This window comes from Vreelandella massiliensis, assembly GCF_900155385.1.
Lineage (GTDB): Bacteria > Pseudomonadota > Gammaproteobacteria > Pseudomonadales > Halomonadaceae > Vreelandella > Vreelandella massiliensis.
In genome coordinates this window covers 1,371,093-1,395,459 of the sequence record NZ_LT699745.1, presented here as the reverse complement: position 1 = coordinate 1,395,459, position 24,367 = coordinate 1,371,093, and the positions used below count along the sequence as shown (strand labels likewise).

At 58.1% G+C, this 24,367-nt stretch carries 28 protein-coding genes, 1 other RNA gene and 1 pseudogene; 7 read left to right on the top strand and 23 right to left on the bottom strand.

What is annotated here, in order from left to right; all coding sequences use genetic code 11:
* Positions 1–148 precede the first annotated feature (148 nt).
* Positions 149–451: a hypothetical protein gene (locus tag BQ9846_RS16580; RefSeq protein ID WP_144049416.1), complete on the top strand. Its 303-nt coding sequence runs from the start codon at positions 149–151 to the stop codon at positions 449–451.
* Positions 452–565: 114 nt separating this feature from the next.
* Here BQ9846_RS16580 and pssA read toward each other — a convergent pair whose 3' ends face one another.
* Positions 566–1,423, bottom strand: coding sequence for a CDP-diacylglycerol--serine O-phosphatidyltransferase (gene pssA / locus BQ9846_RS11210; RefSeq protein ID WP_075881043.1), 858 nt, complete (start codon positions 1,421–1,423; stop codon positions 566–568).
* Between the two features lie 147 nt (positions 1,424–1,570).
* Positions 1,571–2,587 carry a ketol-acid reductoisomerase gene (gene ilvC / locus BQ9846_RS11205; protein ID WP_075881042.1) on the bottom strand — a complete coding sequence of 339 codons (1,017 nt, stop codon included), beginning with the start codon at positions 2,585–2,587 and terminating at the stop codon, positions 1,571–1,573.
* Positions 2,588–2,762: 175 nt separating this feature from the next.
* Here ilvC and ilvY point away from each other — a divergent pair, with 175 nt between their 5' ends.
* Complete coding sequence (gene ilvY / locus BQ9846_RS11200) at positions 2,763–3,656, top strand: HTH-type transcriptional activator IlvY (protein WP_075881041.1); 894 nt, start codon at positions 2,763–2,765, stop codon at positions 3,654–3,656.
* 51 nt (positions 3,657–3,707) lie between these two features.
* Here the strand turns inward: ilvY and fur are convergent, their stop codons facing one another.
* Entirely contained in the window at positions 3,708–4,163 is a 456-nt protein-coding gene (fur, locus tag BQ9846_RS11195) for a ferric iron uptake transcriptional regulator (RefSeq protein ID WP_075881040.1), read from the bottom strand.
* Positions 4,164–4,235: 72 nt separating this feature from the next.
* Here fur and BQ9846_RS11190 point away from each other — a divergent pair, with 72 nt between their 5' ends.
* On the top strand, positions 4,236–4,700 hold the full coding sequence (locus tag BQ9846_RS11190) for an outer membrane protein assembly factor BamE (protein WP_075881039.1): 465 nt from the start codon (positions 4,236–4,238) through the stop codon (positions 4,698–4,700).
* On the opposite strand, the gene BQ9846_RS11185 is transcribed toward BQ9846_RS11190, so the two are convergent.
* Positions 4,697–5,017, bottom strand: coding sequence for an RnfH family protein (locus BQ9846_RS11185; RefSeq protein WP_075881038.1), 321 nt, complete (start codon positions 5,015–5,017; stop codon positions 4,697–4,699). The two genes, BQ9846_RS11190 and BQ9846_RS11185, sit on opposite strands and share 4 nt — an antisense overlap.
* Positions 5,007–5,441 (bottom strand): type II toxin-antitoxin system RatA family toxin, encoded by a 435-nt coding sequence (locus BQ9846_RS11180; protein WP_075881037.1) that lies wholly within the window; start codon positions 5,439–5,441, stop codon positions 5,007–5,009. The genes BQ9846_RS11185 and BQ9846_RS11180 overlap by 11 nt, the downstream gene beginning before the upstream one ends.
* Before the next feature lie 121 nt (positions 5,442–5,562).
* Between BQ9846_RS11180 and smpB the strand changes: the two genes are divergently transcribed.
* Entirely contained in the window at positions 5,563–6,057 is a 495-nt protein-coding gene (gene smpB / locus BQ9846_RS11175) for an SsrA-binding protein SmpB (protein ID WP_075881036.1), read from the top strand.
* A gap of 44 nt (positions 6,058–6,101) precedes the next feature.
* Positions 6,102–6,481, top strand: a transfer-messenger RNA (tmRNA) gene (ssrA, locus tag BQ9846_RS11170).
* 313 nt (positions 6,482–6,794) lie between these two features.
* Here the strand turns inward: ssrA and BQ9846_RS11165 are convergent.
* The 3 genes and pseudogenes from BQ9846_RS11165 to BQ9846_RS11155 all read right to left on the bottom strand — a co-directional run.
* Positions 6,795–7,091, bottom strand: a pseudogene (locus tag BQ9846_RS11165) (transposase); the annotation flags it as partial.
* 172 nt (positions 7,092–7,263) lie between these two features.
* Positions 7,264–7,731 (bottom strand): tellurite resistance TerB family protein, encoded by a 468-nt coding sequence (locus BQ9846_RS11160; protein ID WP_075881034.1) that lies wholly within the window; start codon positions 7,729–7,731, stop codon positions 7,264–7,266.
* Positions 7,732–7,867: 136 nt separating this feature from the next.
* Complete coding sequence (locus BQ9846_RS11155) at positions 7,868–8,146, bottom strand: peptidylprolyl isomerase (RefSeq protein ID WP_075881033.1); 279 nt, start codon at positions 8,144–8,146, stop codon at positions 7,868–7,870.
* Positions 8,147–8,356: 210 nt separating this feature from the next.
* On the opposite strand from BQ9846_RS11155, the gene BQ9846_RS11150 reads away from it, so the two are divergent.
* Positions 8,357–8,662, top strand: a complete 306-nt coding sequence (locus BQ9846_RS11150) for a hypothetical protein (RefSeq protein WP_075881032.1) — start codon at positions 8,357–8,359, stop codon at positions 8,660–8,662.
* Between the two features lie 48 nt (positions 8,663–8,710).
* On the opposite strand, the gene BQ9846_RS11145 is transcribed toward BQ9846_RS11150, so the two are convergent.
* From BQ9846_RS11145 to BQ9846_RS11125, 5 genes are all read right to left on the bottom strand, one after another.
* The gene (locus tag BQ9846_RS11145) at positions 8,711–9,283 is read right to left on the bottom strand and encodes a YqhA family protein (RefSeq protein ID WP_075881031.1); all 573 of its coding nucleotides are present in this window, start codon (positions 9,281–9,283) and stop codon (positions 8,711–8,713) included.
* 110 nt (positions 9,284–9,393) lie between these two features.
* Positions 9,394–10,017 (bottom strand): exopolysaccharide biosynthesis protein, encoded by a 624-nt coding sequence (locus BQ9846_RS11140; protein ID WP_075881030.1) that lies wholly within the window; start codon positions 10,015–10,017, stop codon positions 9,394–9,396.
* 1 nt (position 10,018) lies between these two features.
* The gene (locus tag BQ9846_RS11135) at positions 10,019–11,017 is read right to left on the bottom strand and encodes a nucleoid-associated protein (RefSeq protein ID WP_075881029.1); all 999 of its coding nucleotides are present in this window, start codon (positions 11,015–11,017) and stop codon (positions 10,019–10,021) included.
* Between the two features lie 29 nt (positions 11,018–11,046).
* On the bottom strand, positions 11,047–11,808 hold the full coding sequence (locus tag BQ9846_RS11130) for an ABC transporter permease (protein ID WP_075881028.1): 762 nt from the start codon (positions 11,806–11,808) through the stop codon (positions 11,047–11,049).
* Positions 11,805–12,743, bottom strand: a complete 939-nt coding sequence (locus tag BQ9846_RS11125; RefSeq protein WP_075881027.1) for an ABC transporter ATP-binding protein — start codon at positions 12,741–12,743, stop codon at positions 11,805–11,807. Before BQ9846_RS11125 ends, BQ9846_RS11130 begins: the two co-directional genes overlap by 4 nt.
* Before the next feature lie 137 nt (positions 12,744–12,880).
* On the opposite strand from BQ9846_RS11125, the gene BQ9846_RS11120 reads away from it, so the two are divergent.
* Positions 12,881–13,822, top strand: a complete 942-nt coding sequence (locus tag BQ9846_RS11120) for a DHH family phosphoesterase (protein ID WP_075881026.1) — start codon at positions 12,881–12,883, stop codon at positions 13,820–13,822.
* A gap of 13 nt (positions 13,823–13,835) precedes the next feature.
* On the opposite strand, the gene BQ9846_RS11115 is transcribed toward BQ9846_RS11120, so the two are convergent.
* From BQ9846_RS11115 to BQ9846_RS11070, 10 genes are all read right to left on the bottom strand, one after another.
* The gene (locus BQ9846_RS11115) at positions 13,836–14,753 is read right to left on the bottom strand and encodes a dsRNA-binding motif domain-containing protein (RefSeq protein ID WP_075881025.1); all 918 of its coding nucleotides are present in this window, start codon (positions 14,751–14,753) and stop codon (positions 13,836–13,838) included.
* A 122-nt stretch (positions 14,754–14,875) separates the two neighbouring features.
* Positions 14,876–16,090, bottom strand: a complete 1,215-nt coding sequence (locus tag BQ9846_RS11110) for a molybdopterin molybdotransferase MoeA (protein ID WP_075881024.1) — start codon at positions 16,088–16,090, stop codon at positions 14,876–14,878.
* Entirely contained in the window at positions 16,083–16,604 is a 522-nt protein-coding gene (moaB, locus tag BQ9846_RS11105) for a molybdenum cofactor biosynthesis protein B (RefSeq protein ID WP_075881023.1), read from the bottom strand. Before moaB ends, BQ9846_RS11110 begins: the two co-directional genes overlap by 8 nt.
* Before the next feature lie 5 nt (positions 16,605–16,609).
* Positions 16,610–16,936: a DUF1244 domain-containing protein gene (locus tag BQ9846_RS11100; protein ID WP_075881022.1), complete on the bottom strand. Its 327-nt coding sequence runs from the start codon at positions 16,934–16,936 to the stop codon at positions 16,610–16,612.
* Between the two features lie 107 nt (positions 16,937–17,043).
* Positions 17,044–18,099 (bottom strand): formate dehydrogenase subunit gamma, encoded by a 1,056-nt coding sequence (locus BQ9846_RS11095; RefSeq protein WP_075881021.1) that lies wholly within the window; start codon positions 18,097–18,099, stop codon positions 17,044–17,046.
* 14 nt (positions 18,100–18,113) lie between these two features.
* A complete protein-coding gene (fdh3B, locus tag BQ9846_RS11090; protein ID WP_075881020.1) occupies positions 18,114–18,728 on the bottom strand; it encodes a formate dehydrogenase FDH3 subunit beta in 615 nt (204 codons plus the stop codon).
* Positions 18,729–18,788: 60 nt separating this feature from the next.
* On the bottom strand, positions 18,789–21,650 hold the full coding sequence (locus tag BQ9846_RS11085; RefSeq protein WP_075881019.1) for a formate dehydrogenase subunit alpha: 2,862 nt from the start codon (positions 21,648–21,650) through the stop codon (positions 18,789–18,791).
* A gap of 23 nt (positions 21,651–21,673) precedes the next feature.
* Positions 21,674–21,877, bottom strand: coding sequence for a twin-arginine translocation signal domain-containing protein (locus BQ9846_RS11080; RefSeq protein WP_075881018.1), 204 nt, complete (start codon positions 21,875–21,877; stop codon positions 21,674–21,676).
* Positions 21,878–21,981: 104 nt separating this feature from the next.
* Complete coding sequence (locus BQ9846_RS11075; protein ID WP_075881017.1) at positions 21,982–22,611, bottom strand: TorD/DmsD family molecular chaperone; 630 nt, start codon at positions 22,609–22,611, stop codon at positions 21,982–21,984.
* Between the two features lie 3 nt (positions 22,612–22,614).
* Complete coding sequence (locus tag BQ9846_RS11070) at positions 22,615–24,357, bottom strand: 4Fe-4S dicluster domain-containing protein (protein WP_075881016.1); 1,743 nt, start codon at positions 24,355–24,357, stop codon at positions 22,615–22,617.
* Positions 24,358–24,367: the final 10 nt, after the last annotated feature.

Sequence of the window (24,367 nt, the reverse complement as noted above, 5' to 3'; positions counted from 1 at the left end):
CCTATGCGTTACTCACCCGTCCGCCGCTCGTCAGCATCTAGCAAGCTAGATCTGTTACCGCTCGACTTGCATGTGTTAGGCCTGCCGCCAGCGTTCAATCTGAGCCATGATCAAACTCTTCAGTTTACAATCAATGTGGTTCTTACCTGTGACAGAAGCCACAGAAGCGAACCAAACTTGGCTCAAGGGTCAAACGAATTCAGTCAAATTGACATTTGACGAGTCGCTTGCCTTGATAATAGGTGATTTGTCACCCTCATCGGCAAGCGCCCACATGAATTACCTGATCAAATTCTTAAAGAGCGTGTCGCTGCATCACCGGCCAAACGATATGCTGCTTGGCCTCAGCGAGGAAGGCGTATTCTACGCATCCCTGGGTGTTTGTCAAACGCTATTTTCGGTGATTGAATTCAGCGATGTAGGTGAGCAGACAATCGCTCTAACCCACTGACAAACCGAAGGTTTTCACCTTCTTTCACCGCTGGTAACGCTTGGCGTCCTCGGCAGCGGATGCGTACTTTACGGGCTCAACGCCGGGTTGGCAAGGGGCGTGTGTAAAAAAATTTCAGCTCTTGGGTTTTGCCTTGCGCATCACCGCTAATACGGGGCCTGAGAGCACATAGACTCCGAAAAGCAGAAGCAGCATGACCGAGGGCTCCACCGAGATCATGACAAACCCCAGCACCACCGCTAGCAACACGACAAAAGGAACTGGCTTTTTAAAATCGAGATCTTTAAAGCTGTAGTAGCGGATATTGCTGACCATCAGCACTCCCGCTGCGGCCACCACAAAAAGCATCAGTAACTTAAACCCTAGCGCATCGGCATCAAAGCTATGGAAGGTCCATACACTTGCGGCGATTAAGGCGGCAGCAGAGGGGCTTGGTAAGCCGATAAACCATTTTTTATCGACACTACCAATTTGCACGTTAAAACGCGCCAGTCGCAATGCGGCACAAGCAACATAAAGAAACGCCACGACCCAGCCAGTTTTTCCAATGTCCTGCAAAATCCAGGTAAAAGCGACTAATGCCGGCGCCATACCGAACGAAATCATATCGGCCAAGCTATCGTATTCGGCGCCAAACTCACTTTGCGTATTCGTCATTCGCGCAACACGCCCATCCAAGCCATCGAGAACCATTGCAATGAAGATAGCCACCGCAGCCGGCGTAAATTCGCCATTAATACCTGCCACAACGGCAAAGAAACCGGAAAAAAGCGCCGAAGTAGTGAATAGATTGGGCAGCAAATAGATGCCCTTGCGGCGAATTTTTTTACCATCCTCAACCGACTCTTCAATCACTTCGGTTTCGCGCAAGAAGGCACTCGCTAAATCCTCATTATTCACTTCTGGTGTCCGGCTCCCCTCTTCTGGCGTGGAGGAGTGGGCACGCTCGGGGTCATGAGCATCCTGAGTCATAAGTGTTATCCATTTAAAATAAAGTCACGCACATCGTGATTTCTTCATTCTACACGGTGAACCTCTCTCAGCCAGCCCATAAGCGCATACCCCACATACGCAAAGGGGTGCGACAAAGCGCACCCCGTTTCATCTGGCAAGACAGCATCAATTCTTTGACTTGTCCACCAGTTGGTTTGCGGCAATCCAGGGCATCATGCCACGCAGTTTAGCCCCCACCTGCTCAATTTCATGCTCAGCGTTGAGACGACGGCGCGCCGTCATGGACGGATAATTCGTCTCACCTTCGTTGATGAACATCTTGGCATATTCACCCGTCTGGATGCGCTTGAGCGCATTGCGCATCGCCGCGCGAGACTCGTCGTTGATCACTTCCGGGCCGGTTACGTACTCGCCATACTCCGCGTTGTTGGAGATGGAGTAGTTCATGTTAGCGATACCGCCTTCGTACATGAGATCAACGATCAGCTTGAGCTCGTGCAAACACTCAAAATAGGCCATCTCGGGGGCATAGCCTGCTTCTGTCAGTGTTTCAAAGCCGGCTTTGACCAGCTCCACCGCGCCACCGCACAGAACCGCTTGCTCGCCGAACAGGTCGGTTTCGGTTTCGTCTTTCAACGTGGTTTCGATGATGCCGCTGCGGCCACCACCTACGCCGGCCGCGTAGGAGAGCGCGAGCTCTTTGGCATTGCCTGAGGCGTCCTGGTGGATCGCAATCAGATCTGGAATACCGCCACCTTTCACGAACTCAGAGCGCACTGTGTGGCCTGGCGCTTTCGGCGCGATCATGATGACATCGAGGTCTTTGCGCGGCTCGATCTGGTTGTAATGGATATTGAAGCCATGGGCGAAGGCCAGCGTCGCGCCCTCTTTCAGGTTCGGTGCCACTTCCTGCTCGTAAATGGCCTTCTGATTTTCATCCGGCGCCAGAATCATCACCACATCAGCGGTTTTGCACGCTTCCGGCACGGAGGCGACTTTCAGGCCAGCAGCTTCCGCTTTAGCGGCGGAAGAAGAGCCGTTACGCAGTGCAACCGTAACGTCCACACCCGACTCTTTCAGGTTGTTTGCATGCGCGTGACCTTGCGAGCCATAGCCCACGATAGTGACTTTCTTCGCCTGGATGAGGGACAGGTCGCAATCTTTATCGTAATAAACGTGCATAGCAAAACTCTCATTAAGTGTTTGAATTGAAGCGTCATATCAGCGTTGATGGCCACCGGCGCTGTCTTATGCAGCACTCTTTTGGGCGTTGGACTCACTTTACGCGATGCCATCTGTTGCGTAAAACGCTATATTTGCAACACAACAATGCATTTTCTGAAACACCGGGACTCCCATGGACTTTCGCCTGCTCAAGCATTTCATCACCTTGTCCGACACCCTTCACTTTGGCCGAGCAAGTGAGCTGTGCCACACCAGCCCCTCGACGCTAAGCCGCTCGCTTCAACAGTTAGAAAACGAGCTTGCCACCACCCTTATCGAACGTGACAACCGCCACGTCTCGCTGACGCCGCAAGGCGTGCACTTTCAACGCTACGCGCGAGATACGCTAGATCAGTGGGAAAGCATTAAACGCATGCTGGCAAATGAAACCGCACAGCTGACCGGTGAAATCAGTATTTACTGCTCAGTGACCGCAAGCTACAGTTTTTTATACGAACTGCTCAGCGACTTCCGTCTTCAACACCCCGGCATTGAGTTCAAACTGCATACCGGCGACCCCGCCAATGCCATGAATCGGGTGCTCTCGGGTGATGATGATATGGCGATTACCCCACGACCACGGACACCCCCCCCCGCGCTGGCGTTTAAGTCGCTCACTCGCTCGCCACTCGTCTTTATTGCGCCCACCAACGCCGCCCACTGGCTACCCCCTACCCCTGAGAGTTCAACCGCTCAGCAGTGGGAAGGCGTACCCATGATCTTGTCGGAAGCGGGGCTCTCACGCGAATATGCTGACACGTGGTTTAAAGCACTCGGGGTGACACCGCGCATTTACGCTCAGGTAGCAGGGCATGAAGCCATTGTCAGCATGGTGGGGTTAGGGTTTGGCGTGGGAGTCGTGCCTAAAATCGTGCTGGATAACAGCCCGCTGGCTGAACGGGTCACGGTCCTACACGTCAAGCCGGAACTGCCCTATTACGACGTGGGCCTCTGTGTACTTAACAGGCGCCTAAAACGGCCTATGATCCAAGCGCTGTGGGAAGCGGTAAGCGAACGCCGTCTCTAAAAGCAGAAACGGCAGGCTCAATGCCTGCCGTGATCGCTGATTTGATACTCATTAGCGCCTTGATTTAGGCGAATGGCCATCGGAGCGCGGGAGACCGGCACCCTTGGGCCGCACATAAAGCACGAGGGCATGATCCACTAATTCATAGCCATGCTCTTCAGCGATCTCTTGCTGACGCCGTTCGATCATTTCATCGACAAACTCAATGATCTCACCGCTATCAAGGCAGACCATATGGTCGTGATGATCTTCTTGCGTCAGTTCAAACACCGCGTGCCCACCGTCAAAATTATGACGAATCACAAGGCCGGCTGTCTCAAACTGAGTCAACACGCGATAGACCGTTGCCAAGCCGACATCCTCTCCCGCATCAATCAGTGTTTTATACACTTCTTCCGCGCTTAAGTGGTGTTGGCCAGAGGCATTTTCGAGGATCTGCAGGATTTTAACGCGCGGCAGGGTCACTTTTAGCCCGGCTTTACGCAGTTCATGGTTCTGATCGGCCATGGTTGCTCTTCGCAGTAACAGGTTAGGTCGGGTATGATCGACCGAAACCACGATAGTGAAGAATAGGCGCAAATGCAAAAACTGACTCGAATTATCACGTTTTCAGCCACCCTTGCCCTTATCAGCGGCTGTAGTTATGTCGGCGTTTATAAGCGCGACATCCCTCAGGGCAACCTCATCACCCAGGATATGGTGGAACAACTCCAGCCCGGCATGACCCGAGAGCAAGTCACGTATGTCATGGGCCGCCCACTTCTCGAGGCGCCCTTTGACTCAAGTGAATGGGACTATGTGTTTCGGCTAGACAAAGCCTATAGCGGTGTCGAAACCCGGCGCGTCACGCTAACGTTCAACCGCCAAGGGCAGCTCACCCAGATTGATAAAGAGGGTGATATATCCGACGAACTGCCGCTAGACACCGAAACCAGTCTCGGGCCCGCCATAGAAGGCACCGACCCACTGGATGCGCTGCCAAGTGATAGCACAGAAACACAGCCGCCAGAACCAGAGCGCGCCCCCGCACCTCGGCCCTACTAACGTTCAGCCTGGCGCTTTGCCCGCGCCAGGCGAGCCACTTTGGGATCCACCGCCAACGGGCGATACACCTCTACCCGATCCCCTTGACGCAACGGGTGCGCAGAAGGCTCACGAATTACCTTGCCAAACACCCCAAGCGTGGCTTGAAGAAAGCTCTCGGCTGATAGATCGGGAAAAAATCGAGGTAAATCCGCCTTTTCCACCGCCTCAAGTGCGGTGGTTCCCTCCGGCACGGTCAATGCGACAATACGCTGCTTGTGCGGCAACGCGAACGCCACCTCAACAAAGAGCGAGTTTGCGGGCGCCTCAGCGACCATATAACTCGTTGGCACGCTTTGTGAATGCATCCACCAATTGCCCAGCGATTTGTTGAAATAGCTTGCCAAAGGCCATACTTAAAAGGCGGTTAGCGAACTCAAACTCCATCTCTAAACTGACCTGGCACGCGTCTTCACCCATTGGGATAAAACGCCAGCGTCCTTTTAGGCGCTTGAACGGCCCACTCACCAGCGACATCTCAATTCGCTCAGGTGTGTAAAGATCATTGCGCGTCGTGATGGTTTGCTCAATGCCGGCACGACCCAGGGTCATCTCACCAATGAGGTGTACCTCGTCACGCTCAACCAGTCGCGCACGACGGCAACCCGGCAAAAAGTCCGGATAGGACTCAAAATCGTTCACCAGTTCAAACATTTGCTGAGGAGTGTGCCGCACCAAGGCGGAACGATTCACGGTTGGCATTGTCCTCTCCGCTGACTTCATAGTGCCCAAGGCGTATCATGGGGTCTAATCTTAACGCACAAATAGTATCACGGCTCTCTTCTTGGCGAAGAAGCAACCAACAGATCAATGACGAGGTTTCATGGCCACAAAGAAAGGGAAAGCCAAAAAAGGTCCCAGCAGCAGCGTCATCGCTCAAAACAAAAAGGCCCGCTTTGAATATCACATCGATGAAACCTTTGAGGCGGGGCTTGCGTTGGCGGGCTGGGAGGTCAAAAGCCTGCGCGCCGGTAAGGCGCAGCTGACCGATACCTACATTCTGATTCGCAACGGGGAAGCATGGCTACTGGGAAGCCATATCACGCCACTCAACACCACGAGCACCCATGAAATCGCCGACCCCACGCGAACGCGCAAGCTGCTGCTGCACAGAAAAGAGATCGCTAAGATCTTTTCCAAGACTCAGGACAAAGGCCACACGTGCGTTCCGCTAAAGCTCTACTGGAAGCGCAACATCGTAAAGTGTGAATTGGCCTTGGTGACAGGTAAAAAACTCCACGACAAGCGAGCCACCGAAAAAGACCGCGACTGGCAACGTCAAAAAGGTCGCATTATGCGGGAACAAAACAAGACATAACTGGTCAATGTTACGCAAGCACGTTAAAATGCGTGCCTTACTAAGGGGGCGACATGGTTTCGACGCCGGTGACAAACCCTGCGGTGCATGCCGAGAGCGTGATGTATCTCGTAAATCCAACATCACGAAAAATAGTCGCAAACGACGAAAACTACGCTCAGGGCGCGCTAGCAGCTTAAAACCTGTTAGCTTCTTGTCCGGCTCCAAGGCGATGTGCCTATTCATCGCTGCGGAGATACGAGCTAAAGATGATAGGATCGCGGTTGACGGTGTCTTCTCGTCAATCGTTAAACCTTAGAAGACTCGCGTTACTGGATCCTGATCGTCGGAGCCAGTAGCGTTAAAGCAAAAGACGAAATCTAAGCATGTAGAGCCAATGGGCGAGTGCCGGCGGACGCGGGTTCAATTCCCGCCGCCTCCACCACCTACCTAAATTCAGATGCTCCCATATAGGTCTGAATGAAGCTGAAAAGCCCGCCCCGTGCGGGTTTTTTTGTGTCTGTATGCTTTCACATTACCCCATACAGCATTGCGCACCGTGTATGCCTGTGTGTATGTTCCAATAATTATCGAACCAGAGGGATACGAGCCATCAAGCGCAGCGAGATCTGAGTTATGGTCAAGTCTGGTGTACAGCGGTCAAGCGGCGTTGCTGTCTGATTGATCGGTTAAAGGCTCACCATCCTGGAACTTCACGTTATTCACGACGAGTTCCAGTTTGTTGAACCCGGCTATCGTAGCAGGCTGCTGTTAAAGCAAGCGCCATGGCCGCTGCGGTCCCGTACCTTGGGTACTTGCACGCTAACATCACCGATGCCTGTCTGGATCGTGCGCTCGGGCAAGTGGCCGTTGCGGACCACGGCACGACGCCCATCCTCCAGCGTCTTGTCGGCGTATTGCTCCAGAAACGTCGTTAGCTCCGCCTCCACGGCCTTGGCGATTAAGTCTCGGGCTCCCTGGCGTAGCAGCTCATGCAGCGGGTCCGTGATGTCGTTGTCTGGCTGTGTCACGGCTTGGAGGGTAGAATCAGTCATGGCGTATCCACTTTTGTTGGTTGAGATCTTGGTCGTGATCAATCAACAGGATACGCCACCCTTCCTACTTCCTCCCATACACCAGAATCGAGCTTAACTCGCGAGATCTAGCGCCGCTCCTTTTCGGACGCACTAGGCCTGCTAAAGGGTAAACTTCTGTGCAGTCGGCCGATCAGTGATTTTTGGCATAGCGGCGCGCTTCGGCCTTCAATTTGCCGCGAATAAAATCGCTATGCCTTACATGCAAAAGGTCGGCTAGCCGCCGGATGCGATGCTCCTCGAGCGGGTCGACTCTGCCGTCCACCCAGGCCAGCTGCCACATCAAAGCCACCAACTCGCAGCGCTGCGCGTAGCCGTAATGCGCTTTAATCAGACTGACAAACTGGTAGTGATCGACGGCGTCATCCACTTCCGCTTCTGCCAGCGTCATCAGTTCGCTGACCTCGCTTTCACTCAAGTGGTAGCGGCGGGTTAACATCTGCTTGAGCGCGACGCGCTCTTCGTCGCTTTTCTCGTAGTCGGCGCGCATGACTTCGCAGAGCAGCGCCGCTGTCGCAAGCTCCAGCGTAACGGTTTGGTTGTCGCGCTGCTCAGGCGTCGCCAGCGCGCGTTGAAAGAAATGAGTAATCGCCTCGAGCATGCTATCCGCTCCTATTGCACTGATCGGGAATACGCCTTCTACGACTACGCATACCCCGATTAGTGCCTCGCAACGGCAAGAGGCGCTGAGCACACCGCGGCTTAACAGCCGCGGTGCTTAATGCACCGTTAAGCCATTAACTGCGGCTGGTAATCTCAAGCAGGTGATACCCAAACTGGGTTTGTACCGGCCCGTGTACCTTGTTCAGCTCGCCGTTAAAGACCACCTTATCGAACTCCGGTACCATTTGGCCCGGGCCGAAGCTCCCCAGGTCACCGCCCTGACGCCCAGAAGGGCAGCTTGAGTGCTCTTTGGCCACTTCCGCGAAATCACGACCGTTTTCGATCTCCTGTTTCAGTGCATTGCACTGCTCTTCGCTGCTTACCAAAATATGACGGGCACTGGCGCGAGCCATAACCAACTCCTTAATAAAAAACCAAAATGGGACGACAGTTTATCACGCGGGTAACCAGGCGAAACGCTCTCCATCGCCTTCATGCTATTTCTCGCTCCCTCTACCGCTGAGCGTTACCACCCTGGCAACTACAACCTTGGTATTATAGCGACTTTCGTTTATAATGCGCCGCAACAAGCCCGATTTGGGCTGTTTGCAGGAGAACAGTGTATGCCTCCCGATATTTCTACTTCCGCGCATGTTCAGCGTAGCTTGCGCCAATGCCTTTCTACCGTGGCCGAGCTGCTTTACAACCACGGTCACGTATTAGAAACCGTCACCTTGCCCCATCGCGGCTTAGCGCACCAAGACTTGTCATCGCTAAAAACCAGTGCCTCGGAGTGGGGGACTTGTCAGCAAGTGCTAGAAGCCAGCGAAGCCGCCACCTTTAATGAGTATGGCCGCTTTGTGCTGACCGGCATGGGTCGCGAGCTGATGTTTGATATGTTTGGCGAAGGTGCCGCCGACTGCGCTTAACCCGCTATTTGCCATTACCAAAACGCCACCTTCGGGTGGCGTTTTGCGTTACTCGTCTTTGTGCCCCAGGCTCATCAAATAGAGCGCTGCGGCCAGCGCTAGCACCGAAAGCGCCAAGTAGATGGCATCCAGCGGAGTGGCAAAGCGGATATCCACCACCGCGCGAAAGAACTCGATAATCACCGCCAGAATCACGACGCGAGCGATTTTGTCTTTCAGCTGATCGAGCGACGCCACGTTAAACGGATGTTTGCGGTTACTCGCTTCGGCGATATCGATCCGCGACACAAACAGGCGGTACACGCCAAGCCCGAAGATCAGCAGCACAATCGCGATGAGGTAGATATCCACGGCGACGATAATGTCGGGCACGAGCGTGTCGTGTATGTCGGCGTCGCTGCCGAAAAGGTAGTAGCTCAGCGTACCGGCCACGACTTTGAAAATATCGATGGTGCCAACGGCAAACAGGCACACCGAACCCAGCAGGCTCGGCACCACGGCTAGCATGACCAAAAACCGTGAGTTCCATAACCAGCGTTCGGTACGCCGCTCCCAGGGGTGTTGCTGTTCGGGGGTTTTGATCGGGTTGTTGTCTTGATGCTCAGGGGTATTGCCTGCCATTTAGCGCGCTCCTATTCAGCACTCACTTGCCACTACTATCTGTCACTACTATCTGCCACTACCTACGATGCCCCTTGCTATCGCGCTGGCCGATGACGGGGTTGCGCTGATTACACAAGATTCATCACCACCACCACAATGGTGGTGGCTGTTATTCCGATGCCTAGCAGCACGACCAGCCCGTCGCGGGCAACGAGCCCCAAGCCTAACAGCGACAGCGCCAGCCCCGCCCCGTTAGCCGAAAAGGGCACGAACTCCATCGGCGGCATCGCCAAGGCGATCAAGAGCGCCGTTAAGGCGGTCAACCGGCTTCCCCAGTAGCCCGTTAGCCACGGCAGGCGCACGCGCAACCAGCGATCCACCCAGCGCGCCGGCTTTTTCATATATGGCAAGGCGCGATCAAACTTGGTGCGCGCGATATGCCGACGCAATAGCCACTGGGGCAACCAGAACTGCTTGCGCCCTGCTAGCAGCTGCCCCGCGGTGAGCAGCACGACCGCTGCCATTAGCGTGGGCATACCGGGGATATCGCCAATTAGCGGCGCCAGGGTAATCAACCCCGCGACTAACAGCATCGGGCCAAACGAGCGCCGGCCCACGGTATCGAGAATATCCTCGACGCTCACGCGCGGCTTAATGCGCTCCATGCGCTCTAGCATTTCGAGCAGCCGCGTGAGGTTATAGGCTTGCATCGCCTCCGTATCGTCGTCGTACTGCTTAAGCTCGTCTCGCATCTCAGTCACGGCGTTTGAGCTGCTCCTTAAGCTGTTTGGGCACCTGCTTGATAATCAGGCGGTCGCCGCTCTCGTCGTACTCCACGCTTGAGCCCAATAGGTGCGAATCAAAGCTGATCGATACCCCACCCGCGCGGCCGGTAAAGCGGCGAAACTGGTTGAGGGTGCGTTTATCCGGCGGGATTTCCGCTGCCAGCCCATAATCGGCGTGGCGAATGTGCTCGTAAAACGCCTTGGGCTGTTTTTCGTCGACCACCGCGGAGAGTTCATCAAGGGTCATCGGCTCACCGCGACTCAGCTGGTCATTGGCATACCCCACCAGGGCGTCGGTCTTTTCCCGGCTGGCATCGTCATCAAAGTCCTCTTTTTCGACATAGTCGCTGAAGGCTTTGAGTAGCGTGCGCGTCTCGGCCGGGGCATCCACGCCCTCCTGAACGCCGAGCCACTGCGCGACCGCCTCGGCGAGCTTTTTGCCGCCGCGGTCTTTTAGAAACGAGAGGTATTGTGTCTGCGCGTCGCCCTGCTGCAACTGCGTCAGATTAATGCGCGCAGCGAGCGTCAGCTGGCGCGTATTGAGCTGTGCGGCCGGCTCAGCGTGGTGCTCGGCGTTGATGCCAATCCCTTCGCGCTGATGCATCAACCCAAGCAGCAGGGTTTGGGTCTCGCCTTGGCGTTGATGCGCGAACACGAGATACCCACCCACCGAGAGCTGCCCTCCCAGTACGGCGGACAGCGGTTCGGCCACCGCCTGGGTAAAGGGCGCGAAATCCTGCTCCGCGTTGAGATAGGCGCGCAGTTCACGGGCAAAGCCTGAAGCGTCACCCTCAACAAAGCGCCCCCAGCCCTTGGCTTTGGTGTTGTAGGTGGCATTGAGCTCGCCCACCAGCGTTTCCATGACCGCGCTCTCTTGCGGGTGCGGTGCGCTCGCGGCGGTGACGCTCAAGCGCTCGCCATCGAGCGTGGGATCGAGACGATGAACAATACTTTGCAATAACGGCATAGCGTGAAGCGTTTCCAGGTGTGGCGGGTTTAGGGCTTAAGGCGGTAGCCGGTGCGAAAGATCCAGGCGATGGTCGCCAGACACACGAGCAGAAAGAGCAGAATCATCGTCACGCTGGCCACCACGCTGACGTCGCTGATGCCATAAAAGCTCCAGCGAAAGCCGCTCACCAGATAAACCACCGGATTGAAGAGCGTCACGCCTTGCCAGAACGGCGGCAGCATATCGATGGAGTAGAAGCTACCGCCCAAAAAGGTCAGCGGCGTAATCACCAAAAGCGGCACCAGCTGGAGCTGGTCGAAGCCATCCGCCCAGATGCCAATAATAAAGCCGAGCATGCTAAACGTTACCGCCGTGAGCAGCAAAAAGAGCAGCATCCAGACCGGGTGCGCGACCTCCAGCGGCACAAAAAGTCGGGCGGTGGCCAGAATGATCACCCCCAGCAGCACCGATTTCGTCGCCGCCGCCCCGACATAGCCAACGACGATCTCGAAAAAGGAAATCGGCGCGGAGAGCAGTTCATAAATACTCCCGGAGAATTTGGGAAAGAAAATCCCAAACGAGGCGTTGGAGACGCTTTGGGTCAGAAGCATCAGCATGATCAAACCGGGGACAATAAACGCCCCGTAGCTCACCCCTCCAATCTGCTCGATCCGCGAGCCGATCGCCGCGCCAAACACGACAAAATAGAGCGAGGTGGAAATCACCGGCGATACCACGCTTTGTAGCAGCGTGCGCCGGGTGCGCATCATTTCCGCCATATAAATGGCACGGACGGGGTAGAGGTTCATGCGCGCTCCTTGACCAAGTCGACAAAAATATCCTCCAGCGAGCTCTGCCGGGTATGCAGGTCCTTCACGCCGATACCGGCGCTATTGAGCGCCGCCAGCAGCGCTGAAATGCCACCATCCCCCGCTTTCTGGGTGGCGCTTTCATAGCTGTACACCAGCTCGTCGCCGGCCTCGTTTTGCGTTAGCGCAAAACCGGAAAGCACCGATGGCAACCGCTCTAAGGGTTCAAACAGCTGTACGGTGAGCTGTTTGCGCCCCAGCTTCTCTATCAGCGCGTGCTTCTCCTCCACCAGCACGATCTCGCCGCGGTTGATCACGCCAATGCGGTCGGCCATCTCCTCGGCCTCTTCGATGTAGTGCGTGGTGAGAATAATGGTGACACCACGTTCGCGTAGCTCGCGCACCACTTCCCACATCTCGCGGCGAAGCTCCACGTCGACGCCGGCGGTGGGCTCATCGAGAAACAGAATTCGCGGCTCGTGAGAGAGCGCCTTGGCAATCAGCACCCGGCGCTTCATCCCGCCCGAGAGGGTGATCAACCGGTTATTGCGCTTCTCCCACAGCGTCAGCGATTTTAACACGCGCTCGATATGCTCCGGGTTGGGCGGCTTGCCGAACAAGCCACGGCTGAAGCTGACGGTGTTCCACACCGTCTCAAACGCTTCGTTGGTTAGCTCCTGGGGTACCAGGCCGATGCGTTCGCGGGCGGAGCGATACGCTTTGACGTTATCGAAACCGTCCACCCATATCGTGCCGCGCGTGGGGGAGACGAGCCCGCACACGGCGCTAATCAGCGTCGTTTTTCCCGCGCCATTGGGGCCGAGCAAGGCGAAAATCTCGCCGCGCTGAATCGACAGGTCCACGTGACGCAGCGCTTGAAAGCCGCCGGCAAAGGTCTTGCTAAGGCCTTCGATACGAATGATGGGGTCGCTCACCGCCTGCTCCTTACGCCGGAAATGGACATCACAACCGATTGTACTTAAGTTCCCCTACGTCGTAAGGGCTGGTATCGTCTCATAACTCACCTAGTATCCGTGCCATTGCACACTGAACACGATTTCGAGGATGATTTATGGCTTCTACCGATTCGCCCAAGTTTCGTCTTGTCACGCGTAGCGATTTTGACGGTTTGGTCTGCGGCGCGCTGCTAAAGCACCTGGACTTGATCGACGACATCACCTTCGTTCACCCGAAAGACATGCAGGATGGCAAGATTGAGATCACCGAGCGCGACATTACCACCAACCTGCCCTACGTGCCCGGTTGCCATCTCGCTTTTGATCACCACCTGAGCGAAACCGTGCGTAACACCGAGCGCGCCGATAACCATATTATCGACCCCGATGCCCCCTCCGCCGCCCGCGTGGTGTTCGACTACTACGGCGGCCACGACGCCTTCCCCGCGCGCTGGGACGATATGATGGAAGCGGTGGACAAGGGCGACTCCGCGCAGTTCAGCAAAGAGGAAATCCTCAACCCTCAAGGCTGGGTGCTGCTCAATTTCATCATGGACGCGCGCACCGGCCTTGGCCGCTTCCGCGAGTTTCGCATCTCCAACTATCAGCTGATGATGAAGCTGATCGACTACTGCCGCGAACACACCATCGAAGAGATCCTTGCCCTTGATGACGTGCGCGAGCGTGTCGAGCTCTACCGCGACCACGAAGACAAAGCCAAAGAGCAGATTAAGCGCTGCGCCGAGGTCCACGGCAACCTGGTGGTGCTTGACCTACGCGATGAAGAGACCATCTACGCCACCAACCGCTTTGTGATCTACGCGCTCTACCCGGAGTGCAATATCTCCATCCATGTCATGTGGGGCCTGAAGCAGCAAAATACCGTGTTCGCGATCGGCAAATCGATTCTAAACCGCACAAGCCAAACCAACGTGGGCGAGCTCTGCCTTGAATACGGCGGCGGCGGTCACCTCAACGCCGGCACCTGCCAAATCGATAACGACAAAGCCGAAAGCACCCTCAAGGAGATCATCGCCAAAATCAACGCCGATGGCTGATGCTCGGCTCGCCTCACGCGGCAGTCACGCGGCTTTGCGCTGCGTTCTGCTTCTTAACCCGTGAAGGCGACGCCTCTGCCGGTGGCGTGGTTAAAAAGTGGCGACCACCGACCCAGTAAAGCGGCTGACTCAGCCGCACTTCTCGCGGCTCACCGCTTGTCACGCGTAGAAGGAAGTCATCGCTCTCGGTGGGATGCCAGTGGGACAATAGCTCAAACGGCGCCTGCTGTGAGCGGCGCGCGGCGAGCACCCCGGTTTCCGGCTGGCAGTGCAACTCGATCACCTGCGCCACCCCTTTGGCCAACAGCGTGCGGTACGTTTTTACCGCCAGCGGCTCGGTGGCGATGGCGGTGATACCCACCGGCAGCGATGGCAAGCGCTGGGCCAACTGATGCCAGCCGTCCGCGCTGGTGACCACGGCATCGCCCGGCGTCAATGTATGCAGGGCACCGGCGTGATCAAACAGTGACAGCGAGCGCCACTCGGCTTGTTCCGGCAGCAGCATGGTCAACACAAACCCCTCGGCGGTCTGCGGTGACAGCCAGTGGACCAAGGTGCGTGGTGTCGCCGTCGGGCTTAATAGCGAATCAAGCGCCCTTGCCTCCTCGCCTAAATCCTCAACGCGGTGCGGGTGCTGCGCGGGGAGCTCAAAGCGAAAAGCACCTGCCGCGGCAAGCTCATAAAGCCACAGGGTGGAAAGCGAAGCATTTTCGGCGCTGAGCGTGACCACCCACTCATCGAGCGTGACCGCGCTTTCGGGCAAAAACGCCTCGGCTTGCGCCGGCGTCAGATCAAAAAAGCGTTGAAGCGTGTGGCGCAGCGTTTGCCGGTCTGAGCTGCCTGCAGCGGGGAGCATGCCCGTGTCGCACCCGGCCTGCTCCGCCAGCGAGCGTAATAAGCGCAAAAACGCGGAAGATGAGAGCGATAACATAGAGCGTCCTTATAGGTTGGCGTTTGCCGTTGTTCCATCGGGTCGCGAGACTAAGCTCTTGTATCACTTCTGTCAAAGTATACCTCTGATTGACGATGTCTATCGGCTCACCTTTTCGCTGTTCAGACGCCAAGCCACAAACATTTAACGCTATCACCCTCGTTGACCTGCGTTTCGGGCGGTATGACTGCCAGCGCGTCAGCGTCAATGCAGGAGGAGAGCACTCCCGAGTTTTGATCGCCAAACGCCTTTGCCACCGCGCCGTCTGGCGTTAAGCGCAGCCGAACGCGCATATAGTGCTGGCGCGGCCCGGTTGAGGTGACAAACCCTGCGCGGGCGGTGATCTCAGGTAGCGACGCCAGCGCCGGGCAAGCTGTCAGCGCTCCCATCAGCGGACGCAGAAAGAGCCAGGCCCCCACGAAACTTGAAACCGGATTGCCCGGCAGCCCCACAAAGCGCGCCTCGCCGCGAGGATTGGGCAGACGCCCGAGCGCCAGCGGCTTGCCGGGGCGAATCGCCAAGCGCCAAAGATTGAGCTCGCCCAGGGTTTCAAGCGCGGCTTTGACGTGATCCTCCTCGCCAACGCTGACGCCACCGGTACTCACCACCACATCGGCGTCTTCGGCGGCCTGCTGCAGCAGCGCCACGGTCTGGGCAAAGTCATCCGGCACGCTGAGCAAGCTCACCACCTCGGCGCCAAACGTCTCCAAAAGCCGCTTCAGCATGGGGCGGTTGGAGTTGTAGAGCTGCCCCGGCGCCAGCGGCTGGCCGGGGTCGACAATTTCATCGCCGGTGGAAAGAAGCGCGACGTGAGGGCGGCGGCGTACGCTTACGTCTACGATCCCCTGCCCCGCCAAGTGCCCGAGCGCGGCGGCTTCCAGGCGGGCACCGGCGGTCAGTAGCGTTGCCCCGGCTTGGACATCGCGCCCACGCCGGCGGATGTTATCGCCCACTGGAATATCCGCCGGAATCGCGGCGATGTCGCCATCGCGCTCCACGCGCTCCTGCATGACGACACAATCCGCCCCCGGCGGGATTTCACCGCCGGTAAAAATTCGTGCGCAGCTACCCGGCGGGAGCGGCTCGGCGTGAATCCCGGCGGCAATCCGCCGGCTTACCGGCAGGCGCTTGCCGGCGTCAGCCGCGCGCAGCGCGTAACCATCCCTGGCGCTATTATCAAACCCCGGTACGTCCAGGCGTGCGCTAACGTCTTCCGCCAGTACGCGCCCGGCGGCATCCTGCAATCGGACCCGCTCGCTTGCCAGCGGTGAGATATCCGCCAGTAGCGCAATAAGCGCGTCTTCAACCGGCGCCAGCGTCGTCGTTGGATTAGCCATGCTGCCCCCGCTCGGGGATCACCAAGTTGGCAAAGTTGCAGGGTTTGTGACGGCTATCGAGCTGCTCGGCGAGAATGCCATCCCAGCCGGTGCGGCAAGCACCGGTGGAGCCCGGCAGGCAGAAGATCACCGTGGCGTTGGCGAGTCCTCCCAGGCAGCGGCTTTGAATCGTGGAGCTGCCGATCTCCTCGCCGCTAAGCAGGCGAAACCGCTCACCAAATCCCTCGATGCGCTTATCGAGCAGCACGGAGACCGCCTCGGGCGTGGAGTCGCGGCCGGTAAAGCCGGTGCCGCCGGTGGTGATAATCACCTGAACCTCGGGATCGGCAATCCAGGCCGCCACCACCGCGCGGATCTGGTAGACATCGTCGGGCACGATGCGCTTTTCCGCCACGCGGTGGCCAGCATTGGTGGCACGCTCCACCAGTGCTTGACCGCTGCGGTCAGTCTCTTCCGTGCGGGTATCTGAAATGGTCAACACCGCCACGCTCAACGGGATCATGGGTTCACTCACGGCGGTTACTCCTTTGGCGAGCCGGCTTGCTTTTGCGCTTGGCGGGCTTCAAACGCCGCCAACTGCTCGGGGGTCGCGGGCTTTTGGTACTTCTCCTTCCACTCGCCGTAGGGCATGCCGTAAACGTACTCACGCGCCGCTTCATAATCGAGTGTTTCGCCGCGTTCGGTGGCGGCGCTCACCAGCCACTTGGAGAGGCAGTTGCGACAGAAGTCGGCAAGAATCATCAGATCGATGTTCTGCACATCCTTATGGTTATCAAGGTGCTCAAGCAGGCGACGAAAGGCGGCGGCTTCAAGCTCGGTACGGGTTGCATCATCAAACTGTTGCATGGTGACTCCTGGAGGTAAAAAGAGACTAACGTGCTGAGAGCATAACAAAGGACACCGCCCGCAGGCGGTGTCAAAGGTCAACAAAATCCGACTTAAGGGAAGGTCACCTAGCTTGGCTGCGAGGACGCCGTATCACCCGTCCCCTTAGCACCTTTTTGCGCGGCGACCTCTTCTTCCGTCAACGCCTGATCCTTGACCTCTTCGTACCACAGGTTGTGGTGCTCTTTGGCCCAGGTCTCGTCGACGTAGCCGGTGGTCATGCCTTCAAGCGAGCCTTCGGTACCCAGGGTGCCGATATAGATGTGCCCCAGGGCCACGGCGGTGAGGCCGAGCGCGCCAACGGCGTGGATGATATTGGCCCACTGCATGGTGTCACGCGCTTGGCCAAAGTTGGGAAAGTCGAGCACGAAACCGCTAGCGATCACCGCAAGCCCTACCGTGGCCAGAATCCAGTACCACACCTTCTCCCCGCCGTTGGCGAAGCCGGCATCCACATGGCCTTTACCGATCATGCCACCGCCTTTTTTGAACCACTCCCAGTCGTGCTTTTTGGGCAAGTTGGCTTTAAACACCTTGATCAGTAGCACCAACAAAAGGATGCCGAAAATCGGCCCTAGGTAGTTGTGCAGCACCTTGGTGCCACTCATCATGGCAGACCAGAAGGCATCGCCAAATAGCGGGCGGAAGACAAACTTGCCATAAAGCAGGTTCAGGCCCGTCAACGCCAGCACGATGAACAGGGTCGCCATCGTCCAGTGCAGCGAGCGCATAAACACCGACCAGCGAAAAAGCTTCTTGCCGGTACGCGGCTCATCAAGGCGCTTGCGTCCAAACACCAAGTAGAACAGCGTGATCATGCCGGCCATCCCCAGAATGACGATCAAGCCATAGGGGGAGACCCAGCGATTGCGCAGCTGGCGCCAGGTTTCGCCGCTGGAATTGATCAAGTTGTACGTGCTATCGGCGCGCGTGTCGCGAAAGTTAGGCCCCGTTTCGCCGCTATTGACCTGACGCCACTGGTCAGCACTAATAGCCGGCGCGGCGGTGGTCATCTCACGCTCGGGGTCAGCCTGCGCTATCGCCAGCTGCGCCATACCGAGCCCCATCAGCAGCGCGAGTGATAGCCACAACCACCGCCATAGGCTTGAATGTAACACGTTCATGACTCACCTCCCCTTTACCCTTTGCGAGTAGCGTCAACGGCGAGATTATCGGCCTGAGCGCGCGGATTGTTCGACCATGCGCCATCTTCGTGTCCCCGGCGTACCACACGCTGGCGGAAGATATCGGCCACTTCCTGCGCGTCACCGGCGAGCAGCGCTTTCGTGGAGCACATCTCCGCGCAGAGCGGCAGCTTGCCCTCGGCGATGCGGTTGGCGCCGTACTTTTCGTACTCCTCTTCTTTGGAGTCTGCCGGGCCGCCCGCGCAAAAGGTGCACTTATCCATCTTACCGCGCTCGCCGAAGGCCTTCTCCTGCGGGAACTGCGGCGCACCAAAGGGGCAGGCGTAGAGGCAGTAGCCGCAGCCGATGCACAGGTCTTTATCGTGCAGCACGATACCGTCATCGCGCTGGTAAAGCGTCTCGGTAGGACAAACGGCGATGCAGGGCGCATCGTCACAGTGCATACACGCCACCGAAATCGACATTTCGTCGGCTTCGCCATCATTTAGGGTCACAACGCGGCGGCGTTGAATGCCCCACTCGACTTCGTTGGCGTTCTTGCACGCGGTAACACAGCCATTGCACTCGATGCAGCGCTCCGCGTCGCACATGAACTTCATAGTCGCCATGGTGTTCTCCTTTCACGGTGCGGGAATCGCTCCCGCACCGCTAATACGTCAGGTCTGGGCTTAGGCGCGCTCAATCCGGCAGAGCGTACACTTGGTCTCTTGCATCTGGGTCACGGAGTCGTAGCCGTAGGTGGTGGCGGTGTTAGCCGCTTCGCCCTGTACATAGGGCGCTGCACCTTCGGGATAGCGATCATGCAAGCTTTCCCCTTGGAACATGCCGCCAAAGTGGAACGGCATGAACACGACTTCCCGCGCGACACGCGGCGTCACCAGGGCTTTCACCTTCACACGGCCGCCTTCGGCCCCTTCAACCCACACCATGTCGCCATCGCGGATGCCGGTATCATTGGCCAGAGCCGGGTTGATCTCGACAAACATCTCCTGCTGCAGCTCGGCAAGCCAAGACATGGAGCGCGTCTCTTCGCCACCGCCCTCGTACTCAACCAAGCGGCCCGAGGTCAGAATAATCGGGTAGCGGTCGGTGACGTCGTTCTCCTGAATGCTTTCGTAGAGCGTCGGCAAACGGTAGTGCGAGGCCACGTCGTCCCAAGTGGGGTAATCCTCGACCAGGTCACGGCGGCTGGTATAAAGCGGCTCGCGGTGTTTGGGAATCGGGTCGGGGAAGGTCCAGACGTTACAGCGCGCTTTGGCGTTACCAAACGGTGAGCAGCCGTGGGCGATAGCGACACGCTGGATACCGCCGGAGAGGTCGGTCTTCCAGTTTTTGCCCTCGGCTTCGGCTTTCTCCGCATCGGTGAGGTCATCCCACCAGCCCAAGTCCTTGAGCATCTGCGCGGTAAATTCGGGATAACCGTCCTCGATGTCGGAGCCGACGCTATAGGAGCCATCGGAAAGGATGTTCTCCCCATCACGCTCGACGCCAAAGCGGGCGCGGAAGGTCAAGCCACCCTCCGCGACCGGCTTGCTGGTGTCATATAGGATCGGCGTACCGGGGTGGCCCATCTCGGCGGTGCCCCAGCACGGCCACGGCAGGCCATAGTAATCCCCATCGGCGGGGCCGCCCTCGGCTTTCAGGTCGCGGAAGCTGAAGGTGTGCCAGTTTTGCTGGTGCTCTTTCAAACGCTCCGGGCTCTGGCCGGTATAGCCAACGGTCCACATGCCGGCGTTGAACTCACGGGTGATGTCTTCGATCACCGGCTCGTTGTTTTCCACCCGGATATTCTTGAACAGCTCGTCGGCAAAGCCCAGCTTCTGTGACAGGAGATACATGATCTCGTGGTCGGGCTTGGACTCGAACTGTGGCTCAATGACCCGGTCGCGCCACTGAAGCGAGCGGTTGGTCGCTGTCACGCTGCCGGTGGTTTCGAACTGCGTGGCGGCGGGCAACAAGTAAACGCCATCCTGGCGGTCGTGCATGACACCGGCCACCGTGGGGTACGGATCGACGATGACCATCATTTCCAGCTGCTTCATCGCCTGTTGCATTTCCGGCCCGCGGGTTTGCGAGTTGACCGCATGCCCCCAGTAAAACATCGCTTTCAGCTTGGAGCGCTGAGAGATGTTTTCGTCCTCTTCCAGCACGCCATCGATCCAGCGCGAGACAGTAATGCCACTTGAGTGCATCGGCTTGCCATCGACATACTCGGTATCGTCGAAGCGGCTCTGGAGCCACTCGTAGTCCAGATCCCAAACGCGAGCCCAGTGCTTCCAGGCGCCTTCCGAGAGGCCGTAGTAGCCGGGCAGCGAGTGCGACATCAGCCCCAGGTCGGTAGCGCCCTGTACGTTATCGTGGCCGCGGAAGATATTGGCACCGCCACCCGATTTGCCGATGTTACCCAGCGCCAGCTCCAGAATGCAGTACGCCCGGGTGTTGTTGTTGCCGGTGGTGTGCTGGGTGCCGCCCATGCACCACACAATGCAGCCAGGACGATTGTCGGCCAGACGTTTTGCGGTGTCATACATCACCTCTTCAGGTACGCCGGTGATGCGCTCGACTTCTGAGGGGGTGAAGTTCGCCACTTCAGCGCGGACTTCATCCAGGGCGTAGACACGCTGGTTGATGTATTCGCGATCTTCCCAGCCGTTCTCGAAAATATGCCACAAAAGCCCCCAGATAAAGGCAACATCGGAGCCCGGGCGTAGACGCACAAACTTATCCGCTTTGGCGGCGGTGCGGGTAAAGCGGGGGTCGACGACGATAATCTGGGCGTGGCTGCGCTCCTTGGCCAGCAGAATGTGCTGCATGGCGATCGGGTGCGCTTCGGTCGGGTTGGAGCCGATAAACATGATCGACTTACTGTTTTGCAGGTCGTTGAGCGAGTTAGTCATCGCCCCGTAACCCCAGGTATTCGCCACGCCGGCCACGGTCGTGGAGTGGCAAATACGCGCCTGGTGGTCGGTGTTATTGGTGCCGGCAAGCGCGGCGAACTTGCGCATCAAATACGCCTGCTCGTTATTGAACTTGGCCGAACCTAGCCAGTAGATGCTGTCCGGGCTGTACGCTTCGGAGAGTTCCAGCACCTTATTGCCAATCTCTTCGATGGCGTCATCCCAGCTCATGCGCTGCCATTCACCGCCGACGAGCTTCATCGGGTATTTCAAACGGCGCGGCGAGTGGCCGTGCTGGCGTAGTGAAGCGCCCTTGGCGCAGTGGGCACCACGGTTAATCGGATGGTCAAAGGCGGGCTCCTGCTTGGTCCAAATGCCTTCCTGCACTTCAGCATAAACGCCGCAGCCCACCGAGCAGTGTGAACAGATCGTCCGCTTGGTCTCGACCGGAGAGTCGAGCAGTGGCGTCGACGGGGTCTTATCGTCTGCTTCGGCCCGCTGCATCATTGGCGCGCCCATGAAGCCGGCCGCCGCGATACCGCCCGTGGCCGCCCCGCTACGCTTTAAGAACTGGCGGCGGCTGATGCCCAGACCGCTCGCTTTAGAGGCGGTTGTTTTGCGAGTTAAACGCATGGCAATTCTCCTGGCGTTGGCCGTCAGTCACGCAGCGTCGCGTAGAAGGCTCGGATATGGTCGGTTTCACGGTAGTTAACCGATTCTTTATCATCGCGCTTGGTGGTGGGCGTCTCGGCATTGGCCAGGGTGACATGACCTACCGCGGCCGCAGCACCGGCGGCGGCCGTGCCTAGGCCCACGGTTCTCATGAACCGGCGGCGCTCGGGGTTGTGTGAGGTCTGCATGGGGCTCTCCTCTTTCATGCTAGTTTTTTATTAGATGGGTCTTTTATCTGCTTATGGGTCTTTTATCTGTTTAATGTTAGACGCTATCTGCCCAGGCGCTATGGTTATGGTTCAACGAAGCGCACCGGCGCTTCACTGGCTAACGCGACCAGACGCGCCTGCTCGCTCTCCATAAAAGTACTGCCTACCTCGCCAAGTGCTGCATAGAAAGCGGTATCCACCCGCGCCAGGTCCCCCCAGCAATCTTTCGCCCAAGGGGCTACGTGGCGGACAAAAAAGGTGGCTTGCGTGGGCTCATCGGCGTCCATCAACATCGCCATGACTTCGCATAGCGCTGCCAAGTGGTCTTCGGGATCGCGGGTGTGTTCGCTGCGTTCAAACCCCAACACCCGCAAATCCTGGCGTATGGCCACCAAGGCGGCATCCATCAGTTCGCCCTGGCGATACCACGACGCGTAAGGGGTGATATCGCCTTGGATAACGCCCACCAGATGGTTGAAGTGAGCGCGCTCAAGTGCTTCGGGCGTTGCTGTTGCAGCGGCATCGGCCAAGCGTTGCCAAGCATCAGCGAGGCGCGTGCCGTCTTGCTCGACGTCAAGTTCGGCGAGCCAGTTAAGCAGTTCAACATTGGGTGCCTGGCGCAAAAGCGCCGCCAAAAGCAGATAGATATCGGCCCGTAGCGCGCCCTCTTCGGACAGCGTGTTGTTGCCGGATACCGCACTCTCTTCACTCATCGCTTACACCTTCAGTTGCGCGTTGGGGTCACGAGCCATGGTCTGCCAGACATCTTTCACCCGGCAGTCTTCGCACATTTCCAGGCGCGCCATGGCGTCACCGGCAAAATAGGGGTGATTGGCTAGTTTCTCTTTAATCGTGGCAACGGTACTCGCTGTGGCAAACGGCTTACCGCAGGCGATGCACGCGAAGGCGGCTTCTTCGTGGCAAATATGGCGCTCGGTGCGCTCGGGCGCAGCCAAGAATCCGGGCGTCAGCGTAATCGCCTCTTCCGGGCACGCCGCCTCGCACAGGCCACACTGCACGCAGTCGGCTTCCAGAAAGCTAAGCGCCGGCTGATCGCTGCCGGCCTTCAGCGCCGGCGTCGGGCAGTTGCTCACGCATGCCAAGCACAGGGTGCAGGCGTTGCTGTCGACGTTGATGGCGCCATACGCCGCGCCGCTTGGCATGCGGTGGCGCTCGCCACTTGGCGCGCCGAGCGTTGAAAGATGACGCAACACTTGGTTGAAGCGCGCGCGTTTTTCATTGGCGCTAAACGTAAGCGGCGCCTCCGTCAGCGGTAAGCGCTTGGGCAAGGCGCTCAGCGCCTGGGTGTCACCCTCCGCGAGCGGCTGTATGCGATCGGCGTCGTGCCCAAGCGCTTCGAGCAGCGTGCGCGCCTGGGCGATCTGCTGATCGAGAAATGCCGTTAAACGGGCGGGCATGTTGGCGTGATACTGCAAGCGGATCTCGCTGGCACCGGCGGCAAGACCGGTCAACCACTGATCATGGCCGGCGGCACCGAGCTCTTCCAGCGGCACATCCAGCACGTGTCCGGCACTACCAACACCTGCCTGCTGCTCAGCTTCCAGGGTGTCGTAGGTAACAAAGCGCAGGACGGGGGCGGTGCCGCCGGCGTCGCGATAGGCGGAAAGCCAGGTGGAGAGGGTTTCCTGCTGGCGGCGGGTTTCGGGCAGGCGAAACTCGATCGCCCCGGTGGGGCAGGCGCTAGTGCAACTGCCCACGCCTTGGCACAGAAAGGGGTCGATCTCAATCTGCGACTCTATGCGCCCTTGATGACTTGAAATCGCATCCGCCGGGCACACCTCCAAGCAGCGGGTGCAGCCGATATTGCCGCTAGAGGAGTGGGCGCACAGGTCGCTATTGACCTGAAAATAGCGCGGCTTGTCGAACTCACCGACCAAGTCGGCGAACTGCGTTAGCGCGTCGCTGCGCGCCTCTGTTTGCTGCCAGTCAACAACCGCGTAGCCCGGCGGCGGCAAATCCACCGGCAGGCAGGGGGCGGCGTTCAGATCGAGGATCAGGTCGAACGTGTCACGCTCGATCAACGCACGAGCCAGATTGAGCGGTGCCTCATCCTCATCGGCCGGGCCATCAAGCGTTACATTGAACGCCCCCAGATAGCCACTGATACGCAGCTTTTCCACCTGGGCGCGGGTGAGCGCTTGCGTGGTGAGCGCCTCGGTGGCCGCGAGCAGATCGCTGTCGCTATGGGCAGCGTCGGCCTGGGGGGCGTTGGGCGCGGTAAATAGCAGCGTCAATGAGGCCAAGCCCTGCCCCTGCAGAGCCCGCGCGGCTTGTCGGGTATCGCGCTCGCTGCCGAGCAAAAGCGCATGACCGCGGCTGTGATAAGTCACATTCGCGGGCGTTAAGTTGATCGGCCAGGAGATGCGCTGACGCACCGCCTCTTTCGCCTGGGCGTTACGTGCGTCGTCGACCGACGCCAGTTCGATGTGCTGGTTCATGCGTTCTCAC

Coding starts and splice junctions, on each gene's coding strand:
- pssA (WP_075881043.1), bottom strand. CDS start 1,423: ATGACTCAGGATGCTCATGACCCCGAGCGTGCCCACTCCTCCACGCCA.
- ilvC (WP_075881042.1), bottom strand. CDS start 2,587: ATGCACGTTTATTACGATAAAGATTGCGACCTGTCCCTCATCCAGGCG.
- ilvY (WP_075881041.1), top strand. CDS start 2,763: ATGGACTTTCGCCTGCTCAAGCATTTCATCACCTTGTCCGACACCCTT.
- fur (WP_075881040.1), bottom strand. CDS start 4,163: ATGGCCGATCAGAACCATGAACTGCGTAAAGCCGGGCTAAAAGTGACC.
- BQ9846_RS11190 (WP_075881039.1), top strand. CDS start 4,236: ATGCAAAAACTGACTCGAATTATCACGTTTTCAGCCACCCTTGCCCTT.
- BQ9846_RS11185 (WP_075881038.1), bottom strand. CDS start 5,017: ATGGTCGCTGAGGCGCCCGCAAACTCGCTCTTTGTTGAGGTGGCGTTC.
- BQ9846_RS11180 (WP_075881037.1), bottom strand. CDS start 5,441: ATGCCAACCGTGAATCGTTCCGCCTTGGTGCGGCACACTCCTCAGCAA.
- smpB (WP_075881036.1), top strand. CDS start 5,563: ATGGCCACAAAGAAAGGGAAAGCCAAAAAAGGTCCCAGCAGCAGCGTC.
- BQ9846_RS11160 (WP_075881034.1), bottom strand. CDS start 7,731: ATGCTCGAGGCGATTACTCATTTCTTTCAACGCGCGCTGGCGACGCCT.
- BQ9846_RS11155 (WP_075881033.1), bottom strand. CDS start 8,146: ATGGCTCGCGCCAGTGCCCGTCATATTTTGGTAAGCAGCGAAGAGCAG.
- BQ9846_RS11150 (WP_075881032.1), top strand. CDS start 8,357: ATGCCTCCCGATATTTCTACTTCCGCGCATGTTCAGCGTAGCTTGCGC.
- BQ9846_RS11145 (WP_075881031.1), bottom strand. CDS start 9,283: ATGGCAGGCAATACCCCTGAGCATCAAGACAACAACCCGATCAAAACC.
- BQ9846_RS11140 (WP_075881030.1), bottom strand. CDS start 10,017: ATGCGAGACGAGCTTAAGCAGTACGACGACGATACGGAGGCGATGCAA.
- BQ9846_RS11135 (WP_075881029.1), bottom strand. CDS start 11,017: ATGCCGTTATTGCAAAGTATTGTTCATCGTCTCGATCCCACGCTCGAT.
- BQ9846_RS11130 (WP_075881028.1), bottom strand. CDS start 11,808: ATGAACCTCTACCCCGTCCGTGCCATTTATATGGCGGAAATGATGCGC.
- BQ9846_RS11120 (WP_075881026.1), top strand. CDS start 12,881: ATGGCTTCTACCGATTCGCCCAAGTTTCGTCTTGTCACGCGTAGCGAT.
- BQ9846_RS11115 (WP_075881025.1), bottom strand. CDS start 14,753: ATGTTATCGCTCTCATCTTCCGCGTTTTTGCGCTTATTACGCTCGCTG.
- BQ9846_RS11110 (WP_075881024.1), bottom strand. CDS start 16,090: ATGGCTAATCCAACGACGACGCTGGCGCCGGTTGAAGACGCGCTTATT.
- BQ9846_RS11100 (WP_075881022.1), bottom strand. CDS start 16,936: ATGCAACAGTTTGATGATGCAACCCGTACCGAGCTTGAAGCCGCCGCC.
- BQ9846_RS11095 (WP_075881021.1), bottom strand. CDS start 18,099: ATGAACGTGTTACATTCAAGCCTATGGCGGTGGTTGTGGCTATCACTC.
- fdh3B (WP_075881020.1), bottom strand. CDS start 18,728: ATGGCGACTATGAAGTTCATGTGCGACGCGGAGCGCTGCATCGAGTGC.
- BQ9846_RS11085 (WP_075881019.1), bottom strand. CDS start 21,650: ATGCGTTTAACTCGCAAAACAACCGCCTCTAAAGCGAGCGGTCTGGGC.
- BQ9846_RS11080 (WP_075881018.1), bottom strand. CDS start 21,877: ATGCAGACCTCACACAACCCCGAGCGCCGCCGGTTCATGAGAACCGTG.
- BQ9846_RS11075 (WP_075881017.1), bottom strand. CDS start 22,611: ATGAGTGAAGAGAGTGCGGTATCCGGCAACAACACGCTGTCCGAAGAG.
- BQ9846_RS11070 (WP_075881016.1), bottom strand. CDS start 24,357: ATGAACCAGCACATCGAACTGGCGTCGGTCGACGACGCACGTAACGCC.